General features: G+C 68.7%; 15 protein-coding genes. 11 read left to right on the forward strand and 4 right to left on the reverse strand.

Annotated elements, in window-relative coordinates:
- Positions 1–186 precede the first annotated feature (186 nt).
- The 10 genes from C5C17_RS04760 to C5C17_RS04805 all read left to right on the forward strand — a co-directional run bounded on the left by C5C17_RS04760 (position 187) and on the right by C5C17_RS04805 (position 11471).
- Positions 187–1272 carry a BMP family protein gene (locus tag C5C17_RS04760; RefSeq protein ID WP_104252207.1) on the forward strand — a complete coding sequence of 362 codons (1086 nt, stop codon included), beginning with the start codon at positions 187–189 and terminating at the stop codon, positions 1270–1272.
- Between the two features lie 185 nt (positions 1273–1457).
- Positions 1458–2957, forward strand: coding sequence for an ABC transporter ATP-binding protein (locus C5C17_RS04765; protein ID WP_104252208.1), 1500 nt, complete (start codon positions 1458–1460; stop codon positions 2955–2957).
- A complete protein-coding gene (locus C5C17_RS04770) occupies positions 2954–4279 on the forward strand; it encodes an ABC transporter permease (protein ID WP_104252209.1) in 1326 nt (441 codons plus the stop codon). Before C5C17_RS04765 ends, C5C17_RS04770 begins: the two co-directional genes overlap by 4 nt.
- Positions 4276–5586, forward strand: a complete 1311-nt coding sequence (locus tag C5C17_RS04775) for an ABC transporter permease (RefSeq protein ID WP_104252210.1) — start codon at positions 4276–4278, stop codon at positions 5584–5586. The genes C5C17_RS04770 and C5C17_RS04775 overlap by 4 nt, the downstream gene beginning before the upstream one ends.
- An 8-nt stretch (positions 5587–5594) precedes the next feature.
- Positions 5595–6014: a cytidine deaminase gene (locus C5C17_RS04780; protein ID WP_104252211.1), complete on the forward strand. Its 420-nt coding sequence runs from the start codon at positions 5595–5597 to the stop codon at positions 6012–6014.
- Complete coding sequence (locus tag C5C17_RS04785) at positions 6011–7333, forward strand: thymidine phosphorylase (protein ID WP_104252212.1); 1323 nt, start codon at positions 6011–6013, stop codon at positions 7331–7333. The genes C5C17_RS04780 and C5C17_RS04785 overlap by 4 nt, the downstream gene beginning before the upstream one ends.
- A 138-nt stretch (positions 7334–7471) precedes the next feature.
- Positions 7472–8614 (forward strand): adenosine deaminase, encoded by a 1143-nt coding sequence (locus C5C17_RS04790; RefSeq protein WP_258065932.1) that lies wholly within the window; start codon positions 7472–7474, stop codon positions 8612–8614.
- Positions 8611–9096 (forward strand): PTS sugar transporter subunit IIA, encoded by a 486-nt coding sequence (locus C5C17_RS04795; RefSeq protein ID WP_104252213.1) that lies wholly within the window; start codon positions 8611–8613, stop codon positions 9094–9096. Before C5C17_RS04790 ends, C5C17_RS04795 begins: the two co-directional genes overlap by 4 nt.
- Positions 9097–9225: 129 nt before the next feature.
- The gene (locus C5C17_RS04800) at positions 9226–10926 is read left to right on the forward strand and encodes a DNA-3-methyladenine glycosylase 2 family protein (RefSeq protein WP_104252214.1); all 1701 of its coding nucleotides are present in this window, start codon (positions 9226–9228) and stop codon (positions 10924–10926) included.
- Positions 10923–11471 (forward strand): methylated-DNA--[protein]-cysteine S-methyltransferase, encoded by a 549-nt coding sequence (locus tag C5C17_RS04805; protein ID WP_104252215.1) that lies wholly within the window; start codon positions 10923–10925, stop codon positions 11469–11471. The genes C5C17_RS04800 and C5C17_RS04805 overlap by 4 nt, the downstream gene beginning before the upstream one ends.
- Positions 11472–12005: 534 nt before the next feature.
- Here the strand turns inward: C5C17_RS04805 and C5C17_RS04810 are convergent.
- Positions 12006–13727, reverse strand: a complete 1722-nt coding sequence (locus C5C17_RS04810) for a phospho-sugar mutase (protein ID WP_104252216.1) — start codon at positions 13725–13727, stop codon at positions 12006–12008.
- Entirely contained in the window at positions 13727–14557 is an 831-nt protein-coding gene (locus C5C17_RS04815; RefSeq protein ID WP_104252217.1) for a purine-nucleoside phosphorylase, read from the reverse strand. Before C5C17_RS04815 ends, C5C17_RS04810 begins: the two co-directional genes overlap by 1 nt.
- Positions 14558–14685: 128 nt before the next feature.
- Between C5C17_RS04815 and C5C17_RS04820 the strand changes: the two genes are divergently transcribed.
- Positions 14686–16134: an NAD(P)H-quinone dehydrogenase gene (locus C5C17_RS04820; RefSeq protein ID WP_104252218.1), complete on the forward strand. Its 1449-nt coding sequence runs from the start codon at positions 14686–14688 to the stop codon at positions 16132–16134.
- Between the two features lie 84 nt (positions 16135–16218).
- Here the strand turns inward: C5C17_RS04820 and C5C17_RS04825 are convergent, their stop codons facing one another.
- Both C5C17_RS04825 and C5C17_RS04830 read right to left on the reverse strand, forming a co-directional pair.
- Complete coding sequence (locus C5C17_RS04825) at positions 16219–16983, reverse strand: TSUP family transporter (RefSeq protein WP_104252312.1); 765 nt, start codon at positions 16981–16983, stop codon at positions 16219–16221.
- A gap of 129 nt (positions 16984–17112) precedes the next feature.
- Positions 17113–18897, reverse strand: a complete 1785-nt coding sequence (locus C5C17_RS04830) for a biotin carboxylase N-terminal domain-containing protein (protein WP_104252219.1) — start codon at positions 18895–18897, stop codon at positions 17113–17115.
- Between the last annotated feature and the right edge of the window lie 253 nt (positions 18898–19150).

The raw sequence follows: 19150 nt of genomic DNA on the forward strand, positions 1-19150 counted from the left end.
TCCGGCCCCGTGAGAATCGACGCTCGACGCGCCGAGAAACACACTCGTAACTGTGCAACGGTCGGGTTTCGATTCCGATCTCGGCCGTATTGTGACGCCGGGCTACGGCTATGCTCGGGCAATCACCAGCTTCGTCGGCATCCGCGTTCTGCGGTGCGACGGACATCCAACTCAGGAGGATCGAGAGTGGCTATCTCTTCGAAGCAGCGCTTCGCTGCAATTGGCACCATGGGCGTCGCAGCCCTCGTGCTCGCCGGTTGTGCCCCAGCTCCGGATGCGGGCGACGCGCCAGCTGAAGGTGCATCCGACTTCACCGCGTGCATGGTGTCTGACGAGGGCGGGTTCGACGACCGCTCCTTCAACCAGCTCGCGCACACCGGTCTGGAGAACGCGGAGTCCGAGCTCGGAGTCAGCGTGCTCGAAGCAGAGTCAGCGACGCCGGACGACTACGCGGCCAACCTGACGACCATGGTCGACCAGGGCTGCAACATCATCGTCCCCGTCGGCTTCAAGCTGGCCGACGCGACGGCTGCGGCCGCCGAGGCGAACCCAGAGGTCGACTTCGCGATCGTCGACGTCGAGGGCCTCGGCATCCCGAACGTGCTCGAGCTCAACTACGACACGGCGCAGGCCGCGTTCCTCGCCGGCTACGCAGCAGCCGCGTACTCGAAGACGGGCACCGTCGCCACCTACGGCGGCGCGGCCATCCCGACCGTCACGATCTTCATGGACGGCTTCGCCAACGGCGTCAAGCACTTCAACGAGGTCAAGGGCAAGGACGTCAAGGTCATCGGCTGGGACGTCGACTCGCAGCAGGGCTCGTTCGTCGATGACTTCACGAACGTCTCCCGTGCCAAGGAGATCTCCACCGGCTTCCTGAGCCAGGGTGCGGACGTCATCCTCCCCGTCGGCGGGCCCCTCTACCAGGGCGCAGCAGAAGCGATCCGCGAAGGCGGCCAGGACGCCGTCATCCTCGGCGTCGACTCCGACCTCGCCATCGCTGACGAGCAGTACGCGGACATCATCCTCGTCTCGATCATGAAGGGACTCGACGTCACCGTTCTCGACGCCATCTCCCAGAGCGTCGACGGCACCTTCGAAGGTGGCACGACCTACACGGGCGTCCTCGAGAACGAGGGCGTCAGCCTCTCCGGCTTCGGTGCCTTCGAGTCGGAGCTGCCGGAAGGCACGCTCGACGAGATCGACGCTCTGAAGCAGGAAGTCATCGACGGCAAGTACCCGGAACTGTCGCCTTCCTCACCAAAGGTCTGACCCTCCGGCGTCTGGACTGACGTCCGGGCACAACATGGATGCGGGGCCGTCGCGCAACTCGCGGCGGCCCCGTAGCATGCCTACGCATGGAATCCGAGCCGGTGGTGGCCACCCGCCGCTCCGGCTCCAGCACGACCGGCCCACCAGGCCGTATCCCGCACTACCGCACAGCGAAGTGGACCGCTATGAAACTCGAGCTTCGAGGCATCACCAAGCGATTTGGTGCCTTCACGGCCAACGACAACATCAACCTCACGATCGAGGAGGGCGAGATCCATGCGCTCCTCGGCGAGAACGGTGCTGGCAAGTCGACCCTGATGAACGTGCTCTACGGCCTGTACCAGGCCGACGAGGGCGAGATCCTGCTGGACGACGCCGTCCAGCACTTCTCCGGGCCGGGAGACGCCATGGCCTCCGGCATCGGCATGGTCCACCAGCACTTCATGCTCATCCCCGTCTTCACGGTGGCGGAGAACCTCATGCTCGGCCACGAGCCAGCGAACGGTGCGGGTGTCCTCGACATCGACAGCGCTCGCCAGAAGGTTCGCGACCTCTCGGCGCAGTTCGGCTTCAACATCGATCCGGATGCGCTGGTCGAGCACCTGCCCGTCGGCGCGCAGCAGCGCGTCGAGATCATCAAGGCGCTCTCGCGAGACGCGAAGATCCTCGTCCTGGATGAGCCCACCGCCGTGCTCACGCCGCAGGAGACCGATGAGCTGATCGTCATCATGGACCAGCTGCGCAAGGCGGGCACATCCATCGTCTTCATCACGCACAAGCTGCGCGAGGTCCGCAAGGTCGCGGACCGCATCACCGTCATCCGCCGCGGCAAGGTCGTCGGCACAGCACTCCCGAGCGAGTCCAACGAGGAGCTCGCCGCGAAGATGGTCGGCCGTGCGGTCGACCTCGACGTCGACAAGGAGGCCCCGAAGCTGGGGGAGACGACGTTCGTCGTCTCCGAGCTGACGGTCTTCGACGAGGTCGGCGCCAAGCAGGTCGACGACCTCAGCTTCGAGGTTCGCGAGGGAGAGATCCTCGTCATCGCCGGTGTGCAGGGCAACGGCCAGACCGAGCTGACGGAGGCAATCCTCGGCCTCCACAAGAAGGCTCTCGGCTCGATCAGCCTCGACGGCAACGAGCTCATCGGGCAGACCGTCAAGAAGACATTGGACGCCGGGCTCGGCTTCGTGCCGGAAGACCGGACGGAAGACGGCATCGTCGGCGACTTCACGATCGCCGAGAACCTCGTGCTCGACCGCGCCGACCGTGCACCGTTCTCGAACGGGATCGCGCTGAACCTGCGCGAGATCACGGCCTTCGCCGAGAAGAACGTCAAGGACTTCGACGTCAGGGCGCCCTCCATCGAGACGGCCGTCGGCCGCCTCTCCGGTGGCAACCAGCAGAAGGTCGTCCTCGCGCGCGAGCTCGGCCGGGACCTGCGGATGTTCATCGCCTCGCAGCCGACGCGCGGTCTCGACGTCGGATCGATCGAGTTCGTGCACGAGCAGATCGTGCGCGTCCGCGACTCGGGCATCCCGGTCATCATCGTGTCGACCGAGCTCGACGAGGTTGTGCAATTGGCGGATCGGATCATGGTCATGTACCAGGGCAAGAGCATGGGAATCGTTGGACCGGAGACGTCGCGCGACGTGCTCGGCCAGATGATGGCGGGGGTCGAAGTATGAGCCAGCTCCAGAACGTGACGGCCGAGACGCCGCCACCACCCGGCACGCAGGTGCCGGTCACCGCGAGCGAGCAGTCGCCGTGGCACGGCCTCTGGCGCGACATCCTCGGGGGCGGGCCGCTGCGCTCCATCCTGGCGATCGTGCTCGCGCTGCTCATCGGCTCGCTCCTCGTCGTCTTCACCAGCGACGACGTGCTCGAGACGACCGGGTACTTCTTCTCTCGGCCGATGGACCTCTTCACCGCCGCGGGCGGTGTCATCGGCGGTGCGTTCCGCGCGCTGTGGGAGGGCGCGATCTACTCGCCCCGCAACGGCTTCGTCCCGCTGACGAACACGCTCATGTGGGCGACGCCGCTCATCACGGCCGGCCTCGGGGTCGCGTTCGCATTCCGCGCTGGCCTGTTCAACATCGGTGGTCAGGGACAGATCCTCATCGCCGCGCTCTTCACCGGCTTCGTGGGCGCGAGCCTGCAGCTTCCCTTCGTCGTGCACGTGCTCGTCGCAGCCTTCGCCGGCATCGTCGGCGGCTCGGTCTGGGCCGGCATCGCAGGGTGGCTGAAGGCACAGACCGGTGCGCACGAGGTGATCGTCACGATCATGCTCAACTGGATCGCGTTCTGGGGTCTCACGTACCTGCTCAAGACCCCGGTCTTCCAGGCGGAAGGCGCCGGCGGAAACGCCAAGGCCAAGCCCATCGTCGAGTCGGCGCAGCTGCCCGACCTCGTGGGTGCCGCCGACTGGGGCTTCATCCTCGCGATCATCGCCGCCTTCGTCTACTGGTGGATCATGGAACGAACGACGATCGGCTTCAAGGTGCGAGCCGTCGGCCTCAACCCGAGCGCCGCTCGCACCGCGGGCATCAACGTCGCCTTCATCACGTTCCTCACCATGGCCATCGCCGGTGCCTTCATCGGCCTCGCCGGAGCCACCCAGGTGCTCGGACGCGCCACCGCGGGCTACGACCCCGGCGTCCACGCCGGCATCGGCTTCGATGCCATCACGGTCGCGCTCCTCGGCGCGGGACACCCCGTCGGCATCATCCTGGCCGGCCTCCTCTTCGGCGCGCTCAAGGCCGGATCCTTCCCGATGCAGGTCGTCGAGGGAATCCCGATCGACATCGTCGCCGTCATCCAGGGCCTCATCGTGCTCTTCATCGCGGCGCCTCCGCTCATCCGGGCGATCTTCCGCCTGCCGAAGCCCTCCGGCATCCGCCTGCTCGACCGCATCCGCGCAGCGAGGCAAGGGCAGGATGACGGGCCGTCGAGCACGAAGGACGGCACAGGCACAGGCAGCAACGGCAAGAAGAACGAGGTGAACGCATGACCGCAGTGACGCCGAGCACCGAGGAGCAGATCCCGGTAGGCGCGAGCACCAAGGCTGAGGTCCGCACGACGCGCAGCTGGAAGGCCCCCATCGCGTACGCCTTCTTCAGCGCGCTCGTCCTCGTCGTCTTCGGGCTCCTCGCACCCGCGGGCGCCTCGAGCACGATCGACCTCAACTCGGACGGCGTGCCGATCAAGTTCGACCCGCTGGTCCTCCCGACCATGGTCACGAACCTCGTCATCGGCGTGGTCCTCGCCGGCATCACGGTCGTCGCCTTCCTCCGCACCGCGGCAGGCGCGAAGCTGCCCATGTGGGTCATGGTCGTCTTCGGCATCCTCTGGGTGTGGGCGCTCATCGTCTTCATCGGCGCGAACGCCAACGTGCCGCTGACCTGGCTGCTCACGGGAACGCTCGCGATCTCGACCCCGCTCATCTTCGGCTCGATGGCCGGCCTCGTCTCCGAGCGCGTCGGCGTCGTGAACATCGCCATCGAGGGCCAGCTCCTCGCCGGCGCCTTCACCTCCGCGCTCATCGGATCGATGACGGGCAACCCGTTCCTCGGCCTCCTCGGCGCGATCCTCGCCGGCATGCTCGTGTCGCTCATCCTCGCCGTCTTCTCGATCCGCTACCTGGTCGAGCAGGTCGTCGTCGGTGTCGTCATCAACATGCTCGTGATCGGACTCACGAACTTCCTCTACTCGGGCGTCATGACGCGCGACAGCGGATTCCTCAACACGATCGCCCAGGACGAGAAGTACCCGCGCTTCGCGATCCCCCTGCTCAGCGACATCCCGGTCATCGGGCCGCTGCTCTTCGACAACACGTTCATCGTGTACCTGATGTTCATCACGGTGCCCGTCCTCACCTTCGCCCTGTTCAAGACCCGCTGGGGCCTGCGCCTCCGCGCCGTCGGCGAGCACCCCAAGGCGGCCGACACGGTTGGCATCAAGGTGAACAAGACCCGCTTCTGGAACGTCCTGCTCTCCGGTGCCATCGCCGGCGCGGGCGGCAGCTTCTTCACACTCGGCAGCGTCGGGTCGTTCAGCCAGGAGATGACGAGCGGCCAGGGATACATCGCCCTCGCCGCCCTCATCTTCGGCCGCTGGCACCCGGTCTACGCGACCCTCGCCGCGCTGCTCTTCGGGTTCGCCTCGAACCTGAAGACCCTCGTGAGCCAGGTCGGGGCAAACATCCCGCCCGAGTTCATGGCGATGATCCCGTACATCGTGACGATCCTCGCCGTGGCCGGTTTCGTCGGCCAGTCCAGAGGCCCCGCCGCGGCGGGCAAACCCTACGTGAAGGCATAGGTGCAGTCATGACGGCAACAGGAACCGAAGCGCTCGAGCCCGACTGGGCGACCCTCCGCGAGGCTGCGCGCGACATCATGACGAAGGCGTACGCGCCCTACTCGAACTACTCCGTCGGCGCGGCCGCGCTCGTCGACGACGGTCGCATCGTCGTCGGCTGCAACGTCGAGAACGCGAGCTACGGGGTCGGCCTCTGCGCCGAGTGCGGACTCGTATCGGCACTCCAGGCGAGCGGAGGCGGCAAGCTCGTCGCCTTCACCTGCTGCAACGGCGACGGCGACGTCATCATGCCGTGCGGCCGCTGCCGCCAGCTGCTGTACGAGTTCTCGGCACCGGGGATGCTCCTCGAGACCGTCTCGGGCATCCGCACCATCGACCAGGTTCTGCCGGACGCGTTCGGCCCCAGAGATCTCGAAGGGATCAAATGAGCTCCACCCCCGCCCAGTCCGCAATCGAGGCGTTCGACGCCGTCGACCTCATCAAGGCGAAGCGCGACGGCCGCGTGCTGTCGACGCCCGAGATCGACTGGCTCATCTCGCGCTACGCGAACGGCTACGTGGGCGACGAGCAGATGGCCGCGATGGCGATGGCCATCTTCCTCAACGGCATGGAGCGCACCGAGATCCGCGACATGACGCTCGCGATGATCGCGTCGGGTGAGCGGATGAACTTCGACGGGCTCGGCAAGGTCACGGTCGACAAGCACTCCACGGGTGGCGTCGGCGACAAGATCACGCTCCCGCTGATGCCGCTCGTCGCCTCATTCGGCGTGGCCGTGCCGCAGCTCTCGGGCCGCGGACTGGGCCACACGGGCGGCACCCTCGACAAGCTCGAGGCCATCCCCGGCTGGAGGGCCGAGCTCTCGAACGAGGAGATGTTCACCCTCCTGCAGGAGATCGGCGGCGTCATCTGCGCGGCCGGCGCCGGCCTGGCTCCCGCAGACAAGAAGCTCTACGCGCTCCGCGACATCACGGGAACCGTCGAGTGCATCCCGCTCATCGCATCGAGCATCATGTCGAAGAAGATCGCCGAGGGCACCGACTCGCTGGTGCTCGACGTGAAATTCGGCTCCGGCTCGTTCATGGGCGACATCGAGCGTTCGCGTGCGCTCGCCGAGACGATGGTCGCGCTCGGCGAGGATGCCGGCGTCCGCACCTCGGCGCTGCTCACGAACATGAACGTGCCGCTCGGGCTCGCGATCGGCAACGCCAACGAGGTGCGAGAGTCAGTCGAGGTGCTCGCCGGTGGTGGCCCCGCCGATGTCGTCGAGCTCACCGTCGAACTGGCTCGCGAGATGCTCCGCCTCGCGGGGCAGCCGGACGCCGACGTCGAGGGCGCGCTGAAGAACGGCGCGGCGATGGACGTGTGGCGCCGGTGGGTCTCGGCGCAGGACGGCGACCCGGATGGGGCGCTGCCCGTCGCGCGCGAGACGCACGAGGTGCGCGCCGACCGCGACGGTGTGCTCGTCCGCCAGGAAGCGCTGCCGTTCGGCATCGCGGCGTGGCGCCTCGGGGCCGGACGCGCGCGCAAGCAGGACCCGGTCATCCACTCGGCAGGCATCGACCTCGCGGCCAAGCCGGGCGACGCGGTGAAGAAGGGGGACGTGCTCTTCACGCTCTCCGCCGAGGATGCGGCCCGCTTCCCACGTGCCCTCGAGGCGCTCGAGGGGGCGTACGAGATTGGCGACGCCGGCTCGGAGACCCTCACCGGCGGTCCGCTCATCGCTGGCCGCGTCGGCGCCGAGTAATCGGGCTGGCGGTGTGGAGAAGGGAGACCTTCTCCACACCGCCACGCCAGTTCGCGCGCTGGTTGCCTCCGCCAGATAGAATCATGGCTCTGGACGGCCGCATTTTCTGGATCGCGGCCACATTCGAAGGGGAACACCGTGTCTGTGCAGAGCTCCGCGCCATACGACGAGGACGATTTCACGCTGCGAGACGGCACCAACATCCGCGCGCTGCCCAAGGTGTCGCTACATGACCACCTCGACGGCGGCCTCCGCGCCCAGACGATCATCGAGCTGGCCGACGAGATCGGCCTCGAGCTCCCCGCAGCGAACGCGCCCGAGCTCTCGAACTGGTTCGCCGACCAGTCCGACTCCGGCTCGCTCGTCGAGTACCTGAAGACCTTCGACGTCACCACGGCCGTCATGCAGACCGCACACGGCCTTCGCCGCGTCGCCCGCGACTTCGTCAACGACCTCGGCGCCGACGGCGTCGTCTACGGCGAAGTCCGCTGGGCTCCCGAACAGCACCTCAAGCGCGGCCTGAGCTTGGACGACGCGGTCAACGCCGTGCAGGCAGGCATCAACGAGGGCATCGACGACGTGCGCTCGCGCGGCTTGCGCATCCGCATCGGCCAGCTGGTCAGCGCGATGCGCCACGCGGGCAACGGCCTCGAGATCGCCAAGCTCGCCGTCCGCCACCGCGAGCAGGGTGTCGTCGGCTTCGACATCGCCGGCCCGGAGGACGGCTTCCCGCCCACGAATCTGCAGGAGGCCTTCGACTACCTCATGTCTGAGCGCTTCCCGACGACGGTGCACGCGGGCGAGGCGGCCGGGCTCGACTCCATCGAGAGCGCCATCTTCGACGCACACGCGCTGCGTCTCGGCCACGGCGTGCGCATCGCGGAAGACATCGACCTCGAGGGTGAAGACGACGACGGCACCTACGTGTCGCTCGGGCGACTCGCGCAGTGGGTGCGCGATCGCCGCATCCCGCTCGAGCTCAGCCCGTCCTCGAACCTGCAGACCGGCGCCATCGCCGCCTGGGGTGAGAACATCGAGGATCACCCCTTCGACCTGCTCTACCAGCTCGGGTTCACCGTGACCGTCAACACCGACAATCGCCTCATGAGCGCCACGAGCATCTCCCGCGAATTGACGTTGCTCGCGGACACCTTCGACTACGACCTCGCCGACCTCGAGACATTCCAGCTCAACGCCGCGGAAGGCGCCTTCCTGCCGATCGAGGATCGCGAAGAGCTGGCGGAGATCGTGAGCGAAGGGTTCGACGAGGCGGGAGCATGAACGCGCAGGCCACACCTGAGCTGCAGTTCGACCCCACCAGCGTGCGCCTCGCGGAGCACGCCCTCGACTGGCGGCAGGCCGTCGGCCAGATGGGCGAGCTGCTTGCCGAGCGCGGGTTCGCGAAGCGCGGGTACACGAGCAACATGGTCCGCGTCATCGAGCGCTTCGGCCCTTACGTCGTCGTCGGCCCAGGGGTCGCGCTCGTGCACGCTCGACCCGGCGAGGAGACCATCGAGAACGGTCTCGCCGTCATCACGTACCCGGAGGGAGTTGGCTTCGGTCACGCCCGCTACGACCCGGTACGGGTCGTCGTCGGCATGACGGCGACCAGCGCATCCGAGCACCTGAAGCTCATCGCGGCCCTCGCGAAGACCTTCGACAACGACGCAGTGCTCAGCGAGCTCATCGCAGCGGAGTCGCCCGCGTCGCTTGTCGAGCTGCTCAATCCGCGCCTCGCGGCTGCGGGACTCGTCATCGCCTGACGCCGGCGCTCCGTATGCCGCGGGGTGCTGCGAGCCCCCCGACGCGACCGTGATCGGTCGCCAGCGATCCTCAACCGTCGTGTCCGATTTCCGCGAGTGGATGCGCTTCGAACCTGCCAGACTCGTCGCATGGCAAGCACCGAGCTGACCGGAGACGACCGGTACCGAGCGATCCTCGCCAAGGACGGCCGCTTCGACGGCCAGTTCATCACGGCCGTCGGCTCGACCGGGATCTACTGCCGACCGAGCTGCCCCGCGCGCACACCGAACCGCGAGAACGTCACGTTCTACACGACCAGTGCCGCGGCGCACGAGGCGGGCTACCGGGCCTGCAAGCGCTGCCTGCCGGATGCGGCGCCTGGCGACCCCGCCTGGAACCTCCGAGGCGACGTCGCCGGCCGCGCCATGCGACTGATCGCCGACGGAGTGGTCGAACGCGAGGGCGTCCCGGGTCTGGCCGCGAGGCTCGGCTACTCCTCTCGGCACCTCGGACGCGTGCTCGCGGCGGAGCTCGGCGCGGGCCCGCTGGCGCTCGCCCGTGCGCAACGCGCCCGCACGGCCGCGACCCTCCTGGGAGCCACGGACCTGCCCTTCGCCGATGTGGCGTTCGCGGCGGGGTTCTCCAGCGTCCGGCAGTTCAACGAGACCGTCCAGGAGGTCTTCCAGCTGACGCCCACGCAGGTGCGCGACGCGTCGCGTGGCCGATCGGCCAGAGCGCGAGCTGCGAGCCCCGGCGTCGACGAAGAGCGTCCGGTCCTCGGGGCCGGTGGTGTCCCGGTGACGCTCGCTCTCGCCTACCGCGAGCCGTACGACGCCGCCGGTGTCTTCACCTGGCTGGGGGAGCGCGCCATCCACGGCGTCGAGGTCGCGACAGGGAACAGCTACGAGCGCAGCCTCCTGCTGCCGGGCGGCCCAGCCTGGTTCAGCGTGGACGCGGGTGGCGCACAACCCTCGTCCCTGCGCCTCCGGGCCCAGCTCACCGATCTCAGCGACCTGCAGACGCTCGTCACCCGCGTCCGCCGACTCTTCGACCTGGACGCTGACCCGACGGCGATCGACGCGGCCCTCTCCGCGCATCCGGAGATCGCCGAGCGCGTGCGTCTTCGCCCCGGCAGGCGCCTCCCCGGGGCGGTGGACCCAGACGAGATGCTGATCCGCGCGATCATCGGACAGCAGATCACCGTCTCAGCGGCCCGCACGGCCCTCGGCCGACTAACGGCGCGCGCTGGTGTCGGGCTCGCGGCACATGGCGACCCTCCCCGACCGGACGAGGTGGACACGGCTGGCGTCGACGTCGCTGGCGTCGACGCCGCTCTTGAGCCGGGCCCGGGCCGCCGCGTCACTCGGCTCTTCCCGAGCGCCTCAGCCATCGCAGAGCTCGGCGACGAGTCGTTTGCTGGACCTCGCGCTCGCTCGGCGACGATCACGAGCGTCGCGGAGGCGATCGCCAGCGGTCAGCTGCGTCTTTCACACGGCGATGATGTCGCGGAGCAGCACTCGGCGCTGACCGCGTTCCGAGGCATCGGAGACTGGACCGCCGGCTACGTGAGCATGCGCGTGCTCGGCAACCCGGACGTTCTGCTCACCGGTGACGTGGCCCTGCGCAGCGGGGCCAAGGCCCTCGGTCTGCCATCAGAGCCGAAGGCCCTCGTCGCGTTCGCGGACCAGTTCAGGCCATGGCGAAGCTACCTCTCGCTGCACCTCTGGGGAGCGACGCCACCCAGGGCGCGGGCGGTTGCCGACAAGACCACCAGGACAGGGTCCGCCACGCAGCCGTCTGCGGCCGTGGCACGCCGGTCCGCACCTCACAGCACGGAGAACCCAGCATGAGCACACACCAGACCCCAGGCACGCCGGTAGCAGCGGTCGAGCAGCGGGCCGTCATCGAGACGTTCGGCACCCCGGACGGCCCGTTCACGATCGTCGCCCGCGAGAGCGACGGCGCGGTCCTCTCATCCGGGTGGAGCGACGACGAGCAGCTCGTCGTCGCCCGCATCACGCCCAGAGCCAGGCCGATGATCCTCACCCGCCGACGCCTGGCAGCATCCGACGCCGTCCGGACCTACTACGACGGCGAGCTCGATGCCATCGACGACGTTCCCGTCGCCCAGTTCGGCGCGGAGTTCAGGATGCAGGGGTGGCGGGGCCTGCGCGACATCGCAGCCGGACATCCGCTCACCTACACGGAGTTCGCGACAGCCCTCGGCCGTCCGACGGCCGTGCGGGCCGCCGCGAGCATCTGCGCGAGCAACGCCCCGGCGCTGTTCGTGCCGTGCCACCGGGTCCTGCGCTCGGACGGCACCCTCGGCGGCTTCGCGTGGGGCGTCGACGTGAAGCGCTCGCTCCTGCAGCGCGAACTCGCCCACGCAGCCTGACGCGCCGCATCCACGCGCGGCAGGGTTCGCCCGTGTTCGCCCGTGCTCGCCCGTGTTCGCCCGTGCTGGCCCGTGCTGGCCCGTGTTCGCCCGTGCTCGCCCGTGTTCGCCCGTGCTCGCCCGTGTTCGCCCGTGCTCGCCACGGTTCGCCACGGAGCTCTGGCCGACCTGTAGCTCACCTCGCCAGCTTCGGGATGGGTTTCACGCACGCGGATGGGTTGCAACCCATCTTGAAGCGTGGAAGCCATCCCGATGCGACGCGGTCGGGCGGACAAGTCGCGTCGGGCCGGGAAGGGCGCGTCGGGCGGGAACGTCGCCTCGGGCCACGCTCGCGGTTTCGGGATGGGAACCTCGCTTCGTTGTGGGAAGTTTCCCTCAAGACTGCGAGGTTCCCATCGCGAGGCGGATGCGGGGCGTCAAGACGTGAACGACAGAGGGCTCGGGCAAGAGACGACGCAGCGCGAGAACGACAAGAGCCCCTCGGGATGGAGAGAACTCCAACCCGAGGGGCTCCGAAGACGCGCGGCGCGGTGCCTACGCGGTGGTGAGGGTGACGCGCAGGGCTTCACCGGCGCGCGCTGCCTTCGCTTCGGCGTCGGCCGCTCGTTCTGCGGGCGAGCCGTCTTCGCTCGACGCGTCGACGTAGACCTTGATCTTGGGCTCGGTGCCGGACGGGCGCACCATGACGCGGGTGCCGTCGGCGAGCTGGTACCGGAGCAGGTCGATGGGCACCTCGTCGCCCGAGAGGTCGCCGGTCTCGAGCACCTCGACACCGCCGACCTCGGCGGGGGTGTTGCCGCGTAGCACGGCCATGACGCGCGGGATCTCGGTGATGTCGTCGAAGCGCACCGACACCTGCGTCGACACGAACGTGCCGAACCGCTCGGCGAACGCGTCGTCGTGGTCGATGAGCGTGCGCCCCTCGGCCTGCAGCCCCATGATGAGCTCGAGGATCGCCACGGACGCGGAGATGCCGTCCTTGTCGTGCACCGTCTCGGGGTTGACGAGGTAGCCGAGGGCCTCCTCGTAGCCGTAGAGGATGTTCGGGGCGCGCGAGATCCACTTGAATCCCGTCGGCGTCTCGGCGTAGTCGAGCCCGTATTCGTGCGCGATGCGTCCGAGCGCCGGTGCGGAGACGACGGAGGTCGCGAGCGTGCCGTGCAGGCCGTCTGCTTTCGCCTGCTCGGCGGCGCGCCAGCCGAGGATCTTGCCGATGTCGTTGCCGCCGAATCTGCGCCATCCGGCTGCGTCCTTCACGGCGACCGCAAGTCGGTCGGCGTCGGGGTCGTGGGCGATGACGAGGTCGATGCCGGCCGCATCCGCCGTCTCGTAGGCGAGGTCGAGGGCGCCGGGCTCTTCGGGGTTCGGGAAGTCGAGCGTGGGGAAGGCCCCGTCCGGCTCGACCTGCTGCGCGACGACCACGGGCTCGGCGACGCCGAGCTCGGTGATGACGGCGCGGAAGGTCTCCCATCCGACGCCGTGCAGGGGCGTGTAGACGAAGCGGACGTCGTTCGGTGTTCCCCGCAGCAGCGAAGCCGTCGCCGACACGTACTCGCTGACGATCGACTCGTCGGCCGTCGCGTAGTCGGTGGAGCGTGGGATCTCGGGCACGGTCGTGCCGGCCGCGACGGCCCCGATGGCCGCCGCGATCTCGGCGTCGACGGGCGCGACGATCTGCGAGCCGTCATCGGCGCCGCCGAGGTAGACCTTGTAGCCGTTGTCCCATTTCGGGTTGTGCGACGCGGTGACCATGACGCCGGCGGATGCGCCGAGGCGGCGGACCGCGAAGGCCAGCACGGGGGTCGGCAGCTGCCGCGGCAGGATCGTCGCGGCCACGCCTGCGGCCTGCATGATCTCGGCGGTGTCCTCGGCGAAGCGCTTCGAGTTGTTTCTGGCGTCGTAGCCGACCACGATCGACGGCGACTCCTCGCGCGAGAGCAGGAAGTCGGCGAAGCCACGCGCGGCCTGGGCAACGAGCACGCGGTTCATGCGGTTGGGTCCGGCTCCGAGCCTGCCGCGGAGGCCCGCGGTCCCGAAGGCGAGACGTGCCGAGAACCGGTCTTGCAGTTCGCGCCAGGCGCGTGCTCGCTCGCTCGTGTCGGTGTCTTCGATGACGGTGAGCTCGGGCGAGACGTCGCCCGCGGCGTGGATGAGCTCCTGCAGTTCGGCGCGCGTGAGCTCGTCTGGGTCCTGGGCGAGCCAGGCGACGGCGTTGTGTCGCAGGGCGACCTGGAGCTGGCGGGCGAGGCCGCTCATCAGAGCTTCACCACGATCTGCGAGAGCAGCTCGGCGAGGTCGGCTTCTGCCGCCTTGCCCGCCTCGAGCACCTCGGTGTGGCTGAGCGGGTTCGGCGAGACGCCGGCTGCTGGGTTCGTGATGAGCGACATGCCGAGGACCTCCATGCCTGCCTCGCGTGCGGCGATCGCCTCGAGCGCGGTCGACATGCCGACGATGTCACCGCCGATGGTGCGCGCCATCTTGACCTCGGCGGGCGTCTCATAGTGCGGACCGCGGAACTGCACGTAGACGCCCTCGTCGAGCTCGCGCACCGTGAGCGCCAGTTCGCGGAGGCGTGCCGAGTACAGGTCGGTGAGGTCGATGAACGTCGCGCCCTCGAGGGGCGAGTCGGCCGTGAGGTTGATGTGGTCCGAGATCAGCACCGGCGTGCCGGGGCCCCACTCGGGCCGCACGCCGCCTGCGCCGTTCGTGAGGATCATGACGGAGGCACCGGCGGCGGCGGCGGTGCGCACGGAGTGCACGACCCGGCGCACGCCCTTGCCTTCGTAGTAGTGGGTGCGCGCGGCGATGACCAGCGCGTGCTTGCCGTTCGCGAGGCGGATGGAGCGGAGGGTCCCAGAGTGACCGGGGATGTCCGACTTCGCGAAGCCGGGCACCTCGTCGGCCGGGATGGTCGCGATCGTCTCGCCGAGCAGATCGGCGGTCTGGCCCCACCCGCTGCCGAGGGTGAGCGCGATGTCGTGGCGTTCGACACCCGTCTTCTCGGCGATGACCGCGGCAGCTGCCTGCGCGAACTCGAAGGGTGAGGTGGCTGGGTCGTCGATCGAGGTTGCTTCGTGCGTTGACATGCTCACCAGCGTAGCGACCGTGGCGCGGCGAACGGGGAGCGTGGGCTGATGAACTCCGGGGGCGACCGGAAACGGCCCGGATACCGGCCCGGTTTGGCGGGTTCATGCGGGAGGAGCAGAATGGGCTCATGGCCACGCCTTTTGATCGCAAGCACCGCATCGTCGTCGTCGGCGGGGGGCCAGGCGGGTACGAAGCCGCACTGTCGGCAGCCCGCCTCGGCGCGGAAGTCACTCTCGTCGAGCGCGTCGGCGTCGGCGGCTCCGCAGTCCTCACCGACGTCGTTCCGTCGAAGACCCTCATCGCGAGTGCGGAGGCCGCGACGGCGATCCGCGAGTCCGGGGAGCTGGGCGTGCAGTTCTTCGCGAAGGGCGACAGCGGCAAGCCGCTGAAGCCCGAGGTGGCGGTGAACCTCTCGAAGCTCAACAAGCGTCTGCTGCGTCTTGCGCAGAACCAGTCGGATGACATGCAGCGCACCCTCGAGGCGGCGGGCGTCAACGTCATCCAGGGGGAGGGCAAGCTCGACGGCAACTCGGCGGTCACGGTGGGTACGGGCTCCGGCGGGCAGGACTTCGATCGCATCGAGTTCGACTCCGCCGTCATCTCGGTCGGTGCTCGCCCGCGCACGCTCGACTCGTGCAAGCCGGACGGTGAGCGCATCCTCACGTGGACGCAGCTCTACAACCTCAAGGAGATGCCGAGCCATCTCATCGTCGTCGGATCGGGTGTCACGGGCGCGGAGTTCGCCTCCGCGTACTCGGCGCTGGGCGCGAAGGTCACGCTCGTCTCCAGCCGCGACCGCGTGCTTCCCAATGAGGACGCGGATGCGGCTGACGTGATCGAGGACGTCTTCAAGCGGGGCGGCATGACGGTCCTGTCGAAGTCCCGCGCGGCGACCGTCGTCCGTGACGGCGACGAAGTCGTGGCGACGCTCGACGACGGGCGCGAGGTGCGTGGCTCGCACTGCCTCATCGCGGTCGGATCCATCCCGAATACTTCTGGCATCGGCCTGGAGGGCGCCGGCGTCGAGGTCACGCCCTCCGGCCACATCCGCGTCAACCGCGTCGCCCGCACTTCCGTGCCGAACATCTACGCGGCGGGTGACTGCACGGAGTTCTTCCCGCTCGCATCGGTCGCCTCCACACAGGGGCGCACGGCGGTGTTCCACGCACTCGGCGATGAGGTTCGTCCCATCAACCTCCGCAACGTGGCATCGAACATCTTCACCTACCCGGAGATCGCCACGGTCGGGTGGCAGCAGCGCTCGATCGAGGACGGAACCCGCGAGGGGCGCGTCTACAAGCTGCCGCTGAGTGAGAACCCGCGCGCCAAGATGCAGGGTGTGCGCGACGGCTTCGTGAAGCTCATCGCGGGCAACGACCTCGGTACCGTCATCGGCGGGGTCATCGTCGCGCCGCGCGCCTCGGAGCTCGTGCTGCCATTGTCGATCGCGATCGAGCAGCGCCTCACGGTCGATCAGGTCGCGCGCGCGTGGGCCGTCTACCCGTCGCTCGCGAGCAGCATCTCGGATGCGGCGCACGCCATGCACGTTCCGTACTCGGAGCAGACGAAGAGCTAGCGGCTGACAGCAGCTGACCGGATGCTCGGGGCCTGGCACGCGTGCCGGCCCTGAGCATCTGCCGTCTGCGCCGCTCTGCTCGAGCTACGCGCCGAAGTACTCGTTCCAGATGTCGAACGCGAGCTTGACGAACAGCACGGCCACGACGATGAGGAACACCCAGCGGATGAGCTTGCTGCCGCCGCGGATGGCGGTGCGCGCGCCGAGGTAGCCGCCGGCGACGTTCGAGACCGCCAGGATGGCGCCGAGACCCCACAGCACGTACCCCTGGGGTGCGAAGAAGAGCAGCGCGCCGAGGTTCGTGCCGAGGTTCACGATCTTCGCCTTCGCGCTGGCCTGCAGGAACGAGTAGCCGAGCAGCGACACGAGGGCGATGACGAGGAACGACCCGGTGCCTGGTCCGAGCACGCCGTCGTAGACGCCGATCGCGAAGCCGATGAGTCCCGCGACGACGTGGTGCTTGCGGCCCTCGTACTTGAGCTTGTCGAGTTGCCCGACGCTCGGCTTGAATGCCGTGAAGATGCCGATGCCGAGGATCGCGACGGCGATGATGGGCTTGAAGGCGGCGGCGGGGATGCTGGAGGCGAGGATCGCGCCGCCGTAGGCGCCGAAGAGCGCGATCGCCGCCATGGGCAGCGCGGTGCGCAGGTCGGGCTTCACGCGCCGGAAGTACGTGATCGAGCTGGTCGTGGTGCCGGCGATGCTGCCGAGCTTGTTGGTCGCGAGCGCCTGCACGGGCGTGACGCCGGGCAGGGTGAGGAGCATCGTGAGCTGGATGAGTCCGCCGCCCCCGACGACCGCATCCACCCAGCCGGCGGCGAAGCCGCCGGCGATGACGAGCGCCAGCAGCCAGCCGTTGAAGCCCTCGAGGCCGGTGAACGACTCGAGCCAGTTCGGGTCGGACGCGACGACAGATGCGTCGAGGGGTGACGAGAGCAGCGCGGAGGTCAGGAGAGGAGCGTCGAGCACCAGTCGAGGCTACTCGGCGTCGGCGAGCTCGAGCAGCTTCGTGCCGCTCGAGACCGTCTCGCCCGCAGCGCCGGTGATGGCCGCGACGACGCCGTCACGCGGAGCCTGGATGGGCTGCTCCATCTTCATGGCCTCGAGGACGACGAGCAGGTCGCCTTTGACGACCTTCTGGCCCTCCTCGACGGCGAACTTCACGATCGTCGCCTGCATGGGGGCGGTGATGTCTCCGCTCGAATGCGTCTCGACGTTGGTGTGCGTGCGACGCTTCGGGGCGTGGCCCGCCATGGTGCGGCCCGCTCCGCCGTGGCCCGCGCCGGTCACCGCAAGCAGGCGCTCGGGCAGGGACACCTCGAGGCGCTTGTCGTTGACCTCGACGACGACGTTGCGCCGAGCGATGGGCTCGTTGACGTCACCGGCTTCGCCGCCCCACGGCTCGATGGTGTTGTTGTACTCGCTCTCGATCCAGCTCGTGTACACGCCGAACTCGCCGTTCTCGGCCGTGAACGCGGGGTCGCGCACCACGGAGCGGTGGAAGGGGAGCACAGTCGGCATGCCGTTGAGCTCGAAGTCCTCGAGGGCACGACGGGAGCGCTCGAGCGCCTCCTCGCGCGTGGCGCCCGTGACGATGAGCTTCGCGAGCAGCGAGTCGAAGGCGCCGGAGACGATGTCGCCCTCTCGGACACCCGAGTCGACGCGGACGCCGGGGCCGCCGGGCACCCGGAAGGTCGTGATCGTTCCAGGGGCGGGGAAGAAGCCGCGGCCCGGGTCCTCGCCGTTGATGCGGAACTCGAAGGAGTGACCGCTCACCTGGGGGTCGTCGTAGCCAAGGGCCTCGCCCTGCGCGATGCGGAACTGCTCGCGCACGAGGTCGATGCCGGTGACCTCTTCGGAGACGGGGTGCTCGACCTGGAGTCGCGTGTTGACCTCGAGGAACGCGACGGTGCCGTCTGCGGCCAGCAGGAACTCGCAGGTGCCTGCGCCCACGTAGCCGACCTCCTTGAGGATGGCCTTCGACGCGCGACGCATCTCGGCCTCCTGCTCGGCGGTGATGAAGGGCGCCGGTGCCTCTTCGACGAGCTTCTGGTGCCTGCGCTGCAGCGAGCAGTCGCGGGTCGAGACGACGACCACGTTGCCGTGGGCGTCGGCGAGGCACTGCGTCTCGACGTGGCGTGGCTTGTCGAGGTACTTCTCGACGAAGCACTCGCCGCGGCCGAACGCCGTGATCGCCTCGCGCGTCGCCGACTCGAAGAGCTCGGTGACCTCCTCGCGCTCGCGGGCGACCTTCAGCCCTCGTCCGCCACCGCCGAATGCGGCCTTGATGGCGACCGGGAGGCCGTGCGTGTCGATGAAGGCGAGCACCTCGTCCGGACCCTCGACGGGGTTGAGCGTGCCTGGTGCGAGCGGTGCGCCGACCTTCTCGGCCACGTGGCGGGCGGTGACCTTGTCGCCGAGCGCCTCGATGGCTTCCGGGGAGGGGCCGATCCAGGTCAGGCCCTGGCCGATGACGGCGCGGGCGAAGTCGGCGTTCTCTGCGAGGAAGCCGTAGCCGGGGTGTACGGCGTCTGCACCGGAGCGACGGGCGATGGAGAGGAGCTTGTCGATCACGAGGTACGTCTCGGCGCTGGTGGCGCCGCGCAGCGCGTAGGCCTCGTCGGCGAGGCGAACGTGCGGTGCGTCGCGGTCCTGGTCTGCGTACACGGCGACGGAGGTGATACCCGCGTCTCGAGCAGCCCGTGCGATGCGTACGGCGATTTCGCCACGGTTGGCGATGAGGAGCTTCGAGATTCGCGACATGGTTCCTAAGCCTATTGAGGTCGGGGCGGCCGGATTTGGCTCGATTCGACAAACTTATCCGGAGAAGGTTGTCAGATGCGCGCGGTTGGAGGTTCTCACCACGCCGAGGTGCTGTCAGGTGGGCGACATTGGCGTCGCCGCGCATTCCCGCCTGGTGGGAAGGCAATTGCAGGGAGCGGTGCCCCGTGCTTAGCTACAGGGCTGCGGTTTTTTGCCCAGCCAGGCACCTAGCCAGCAATGGTCATTCGTGTCA

This window comes from Pseudoclavibacter sp. RFBA6, assembly GCF_002931575.1.
GTDB lineage: Bacteria > Actinomycetota > Actinomycetes > Actinomycetales > Microbacteriaceae > Pseudoclavibacter > Pseudoclavibacter terrae.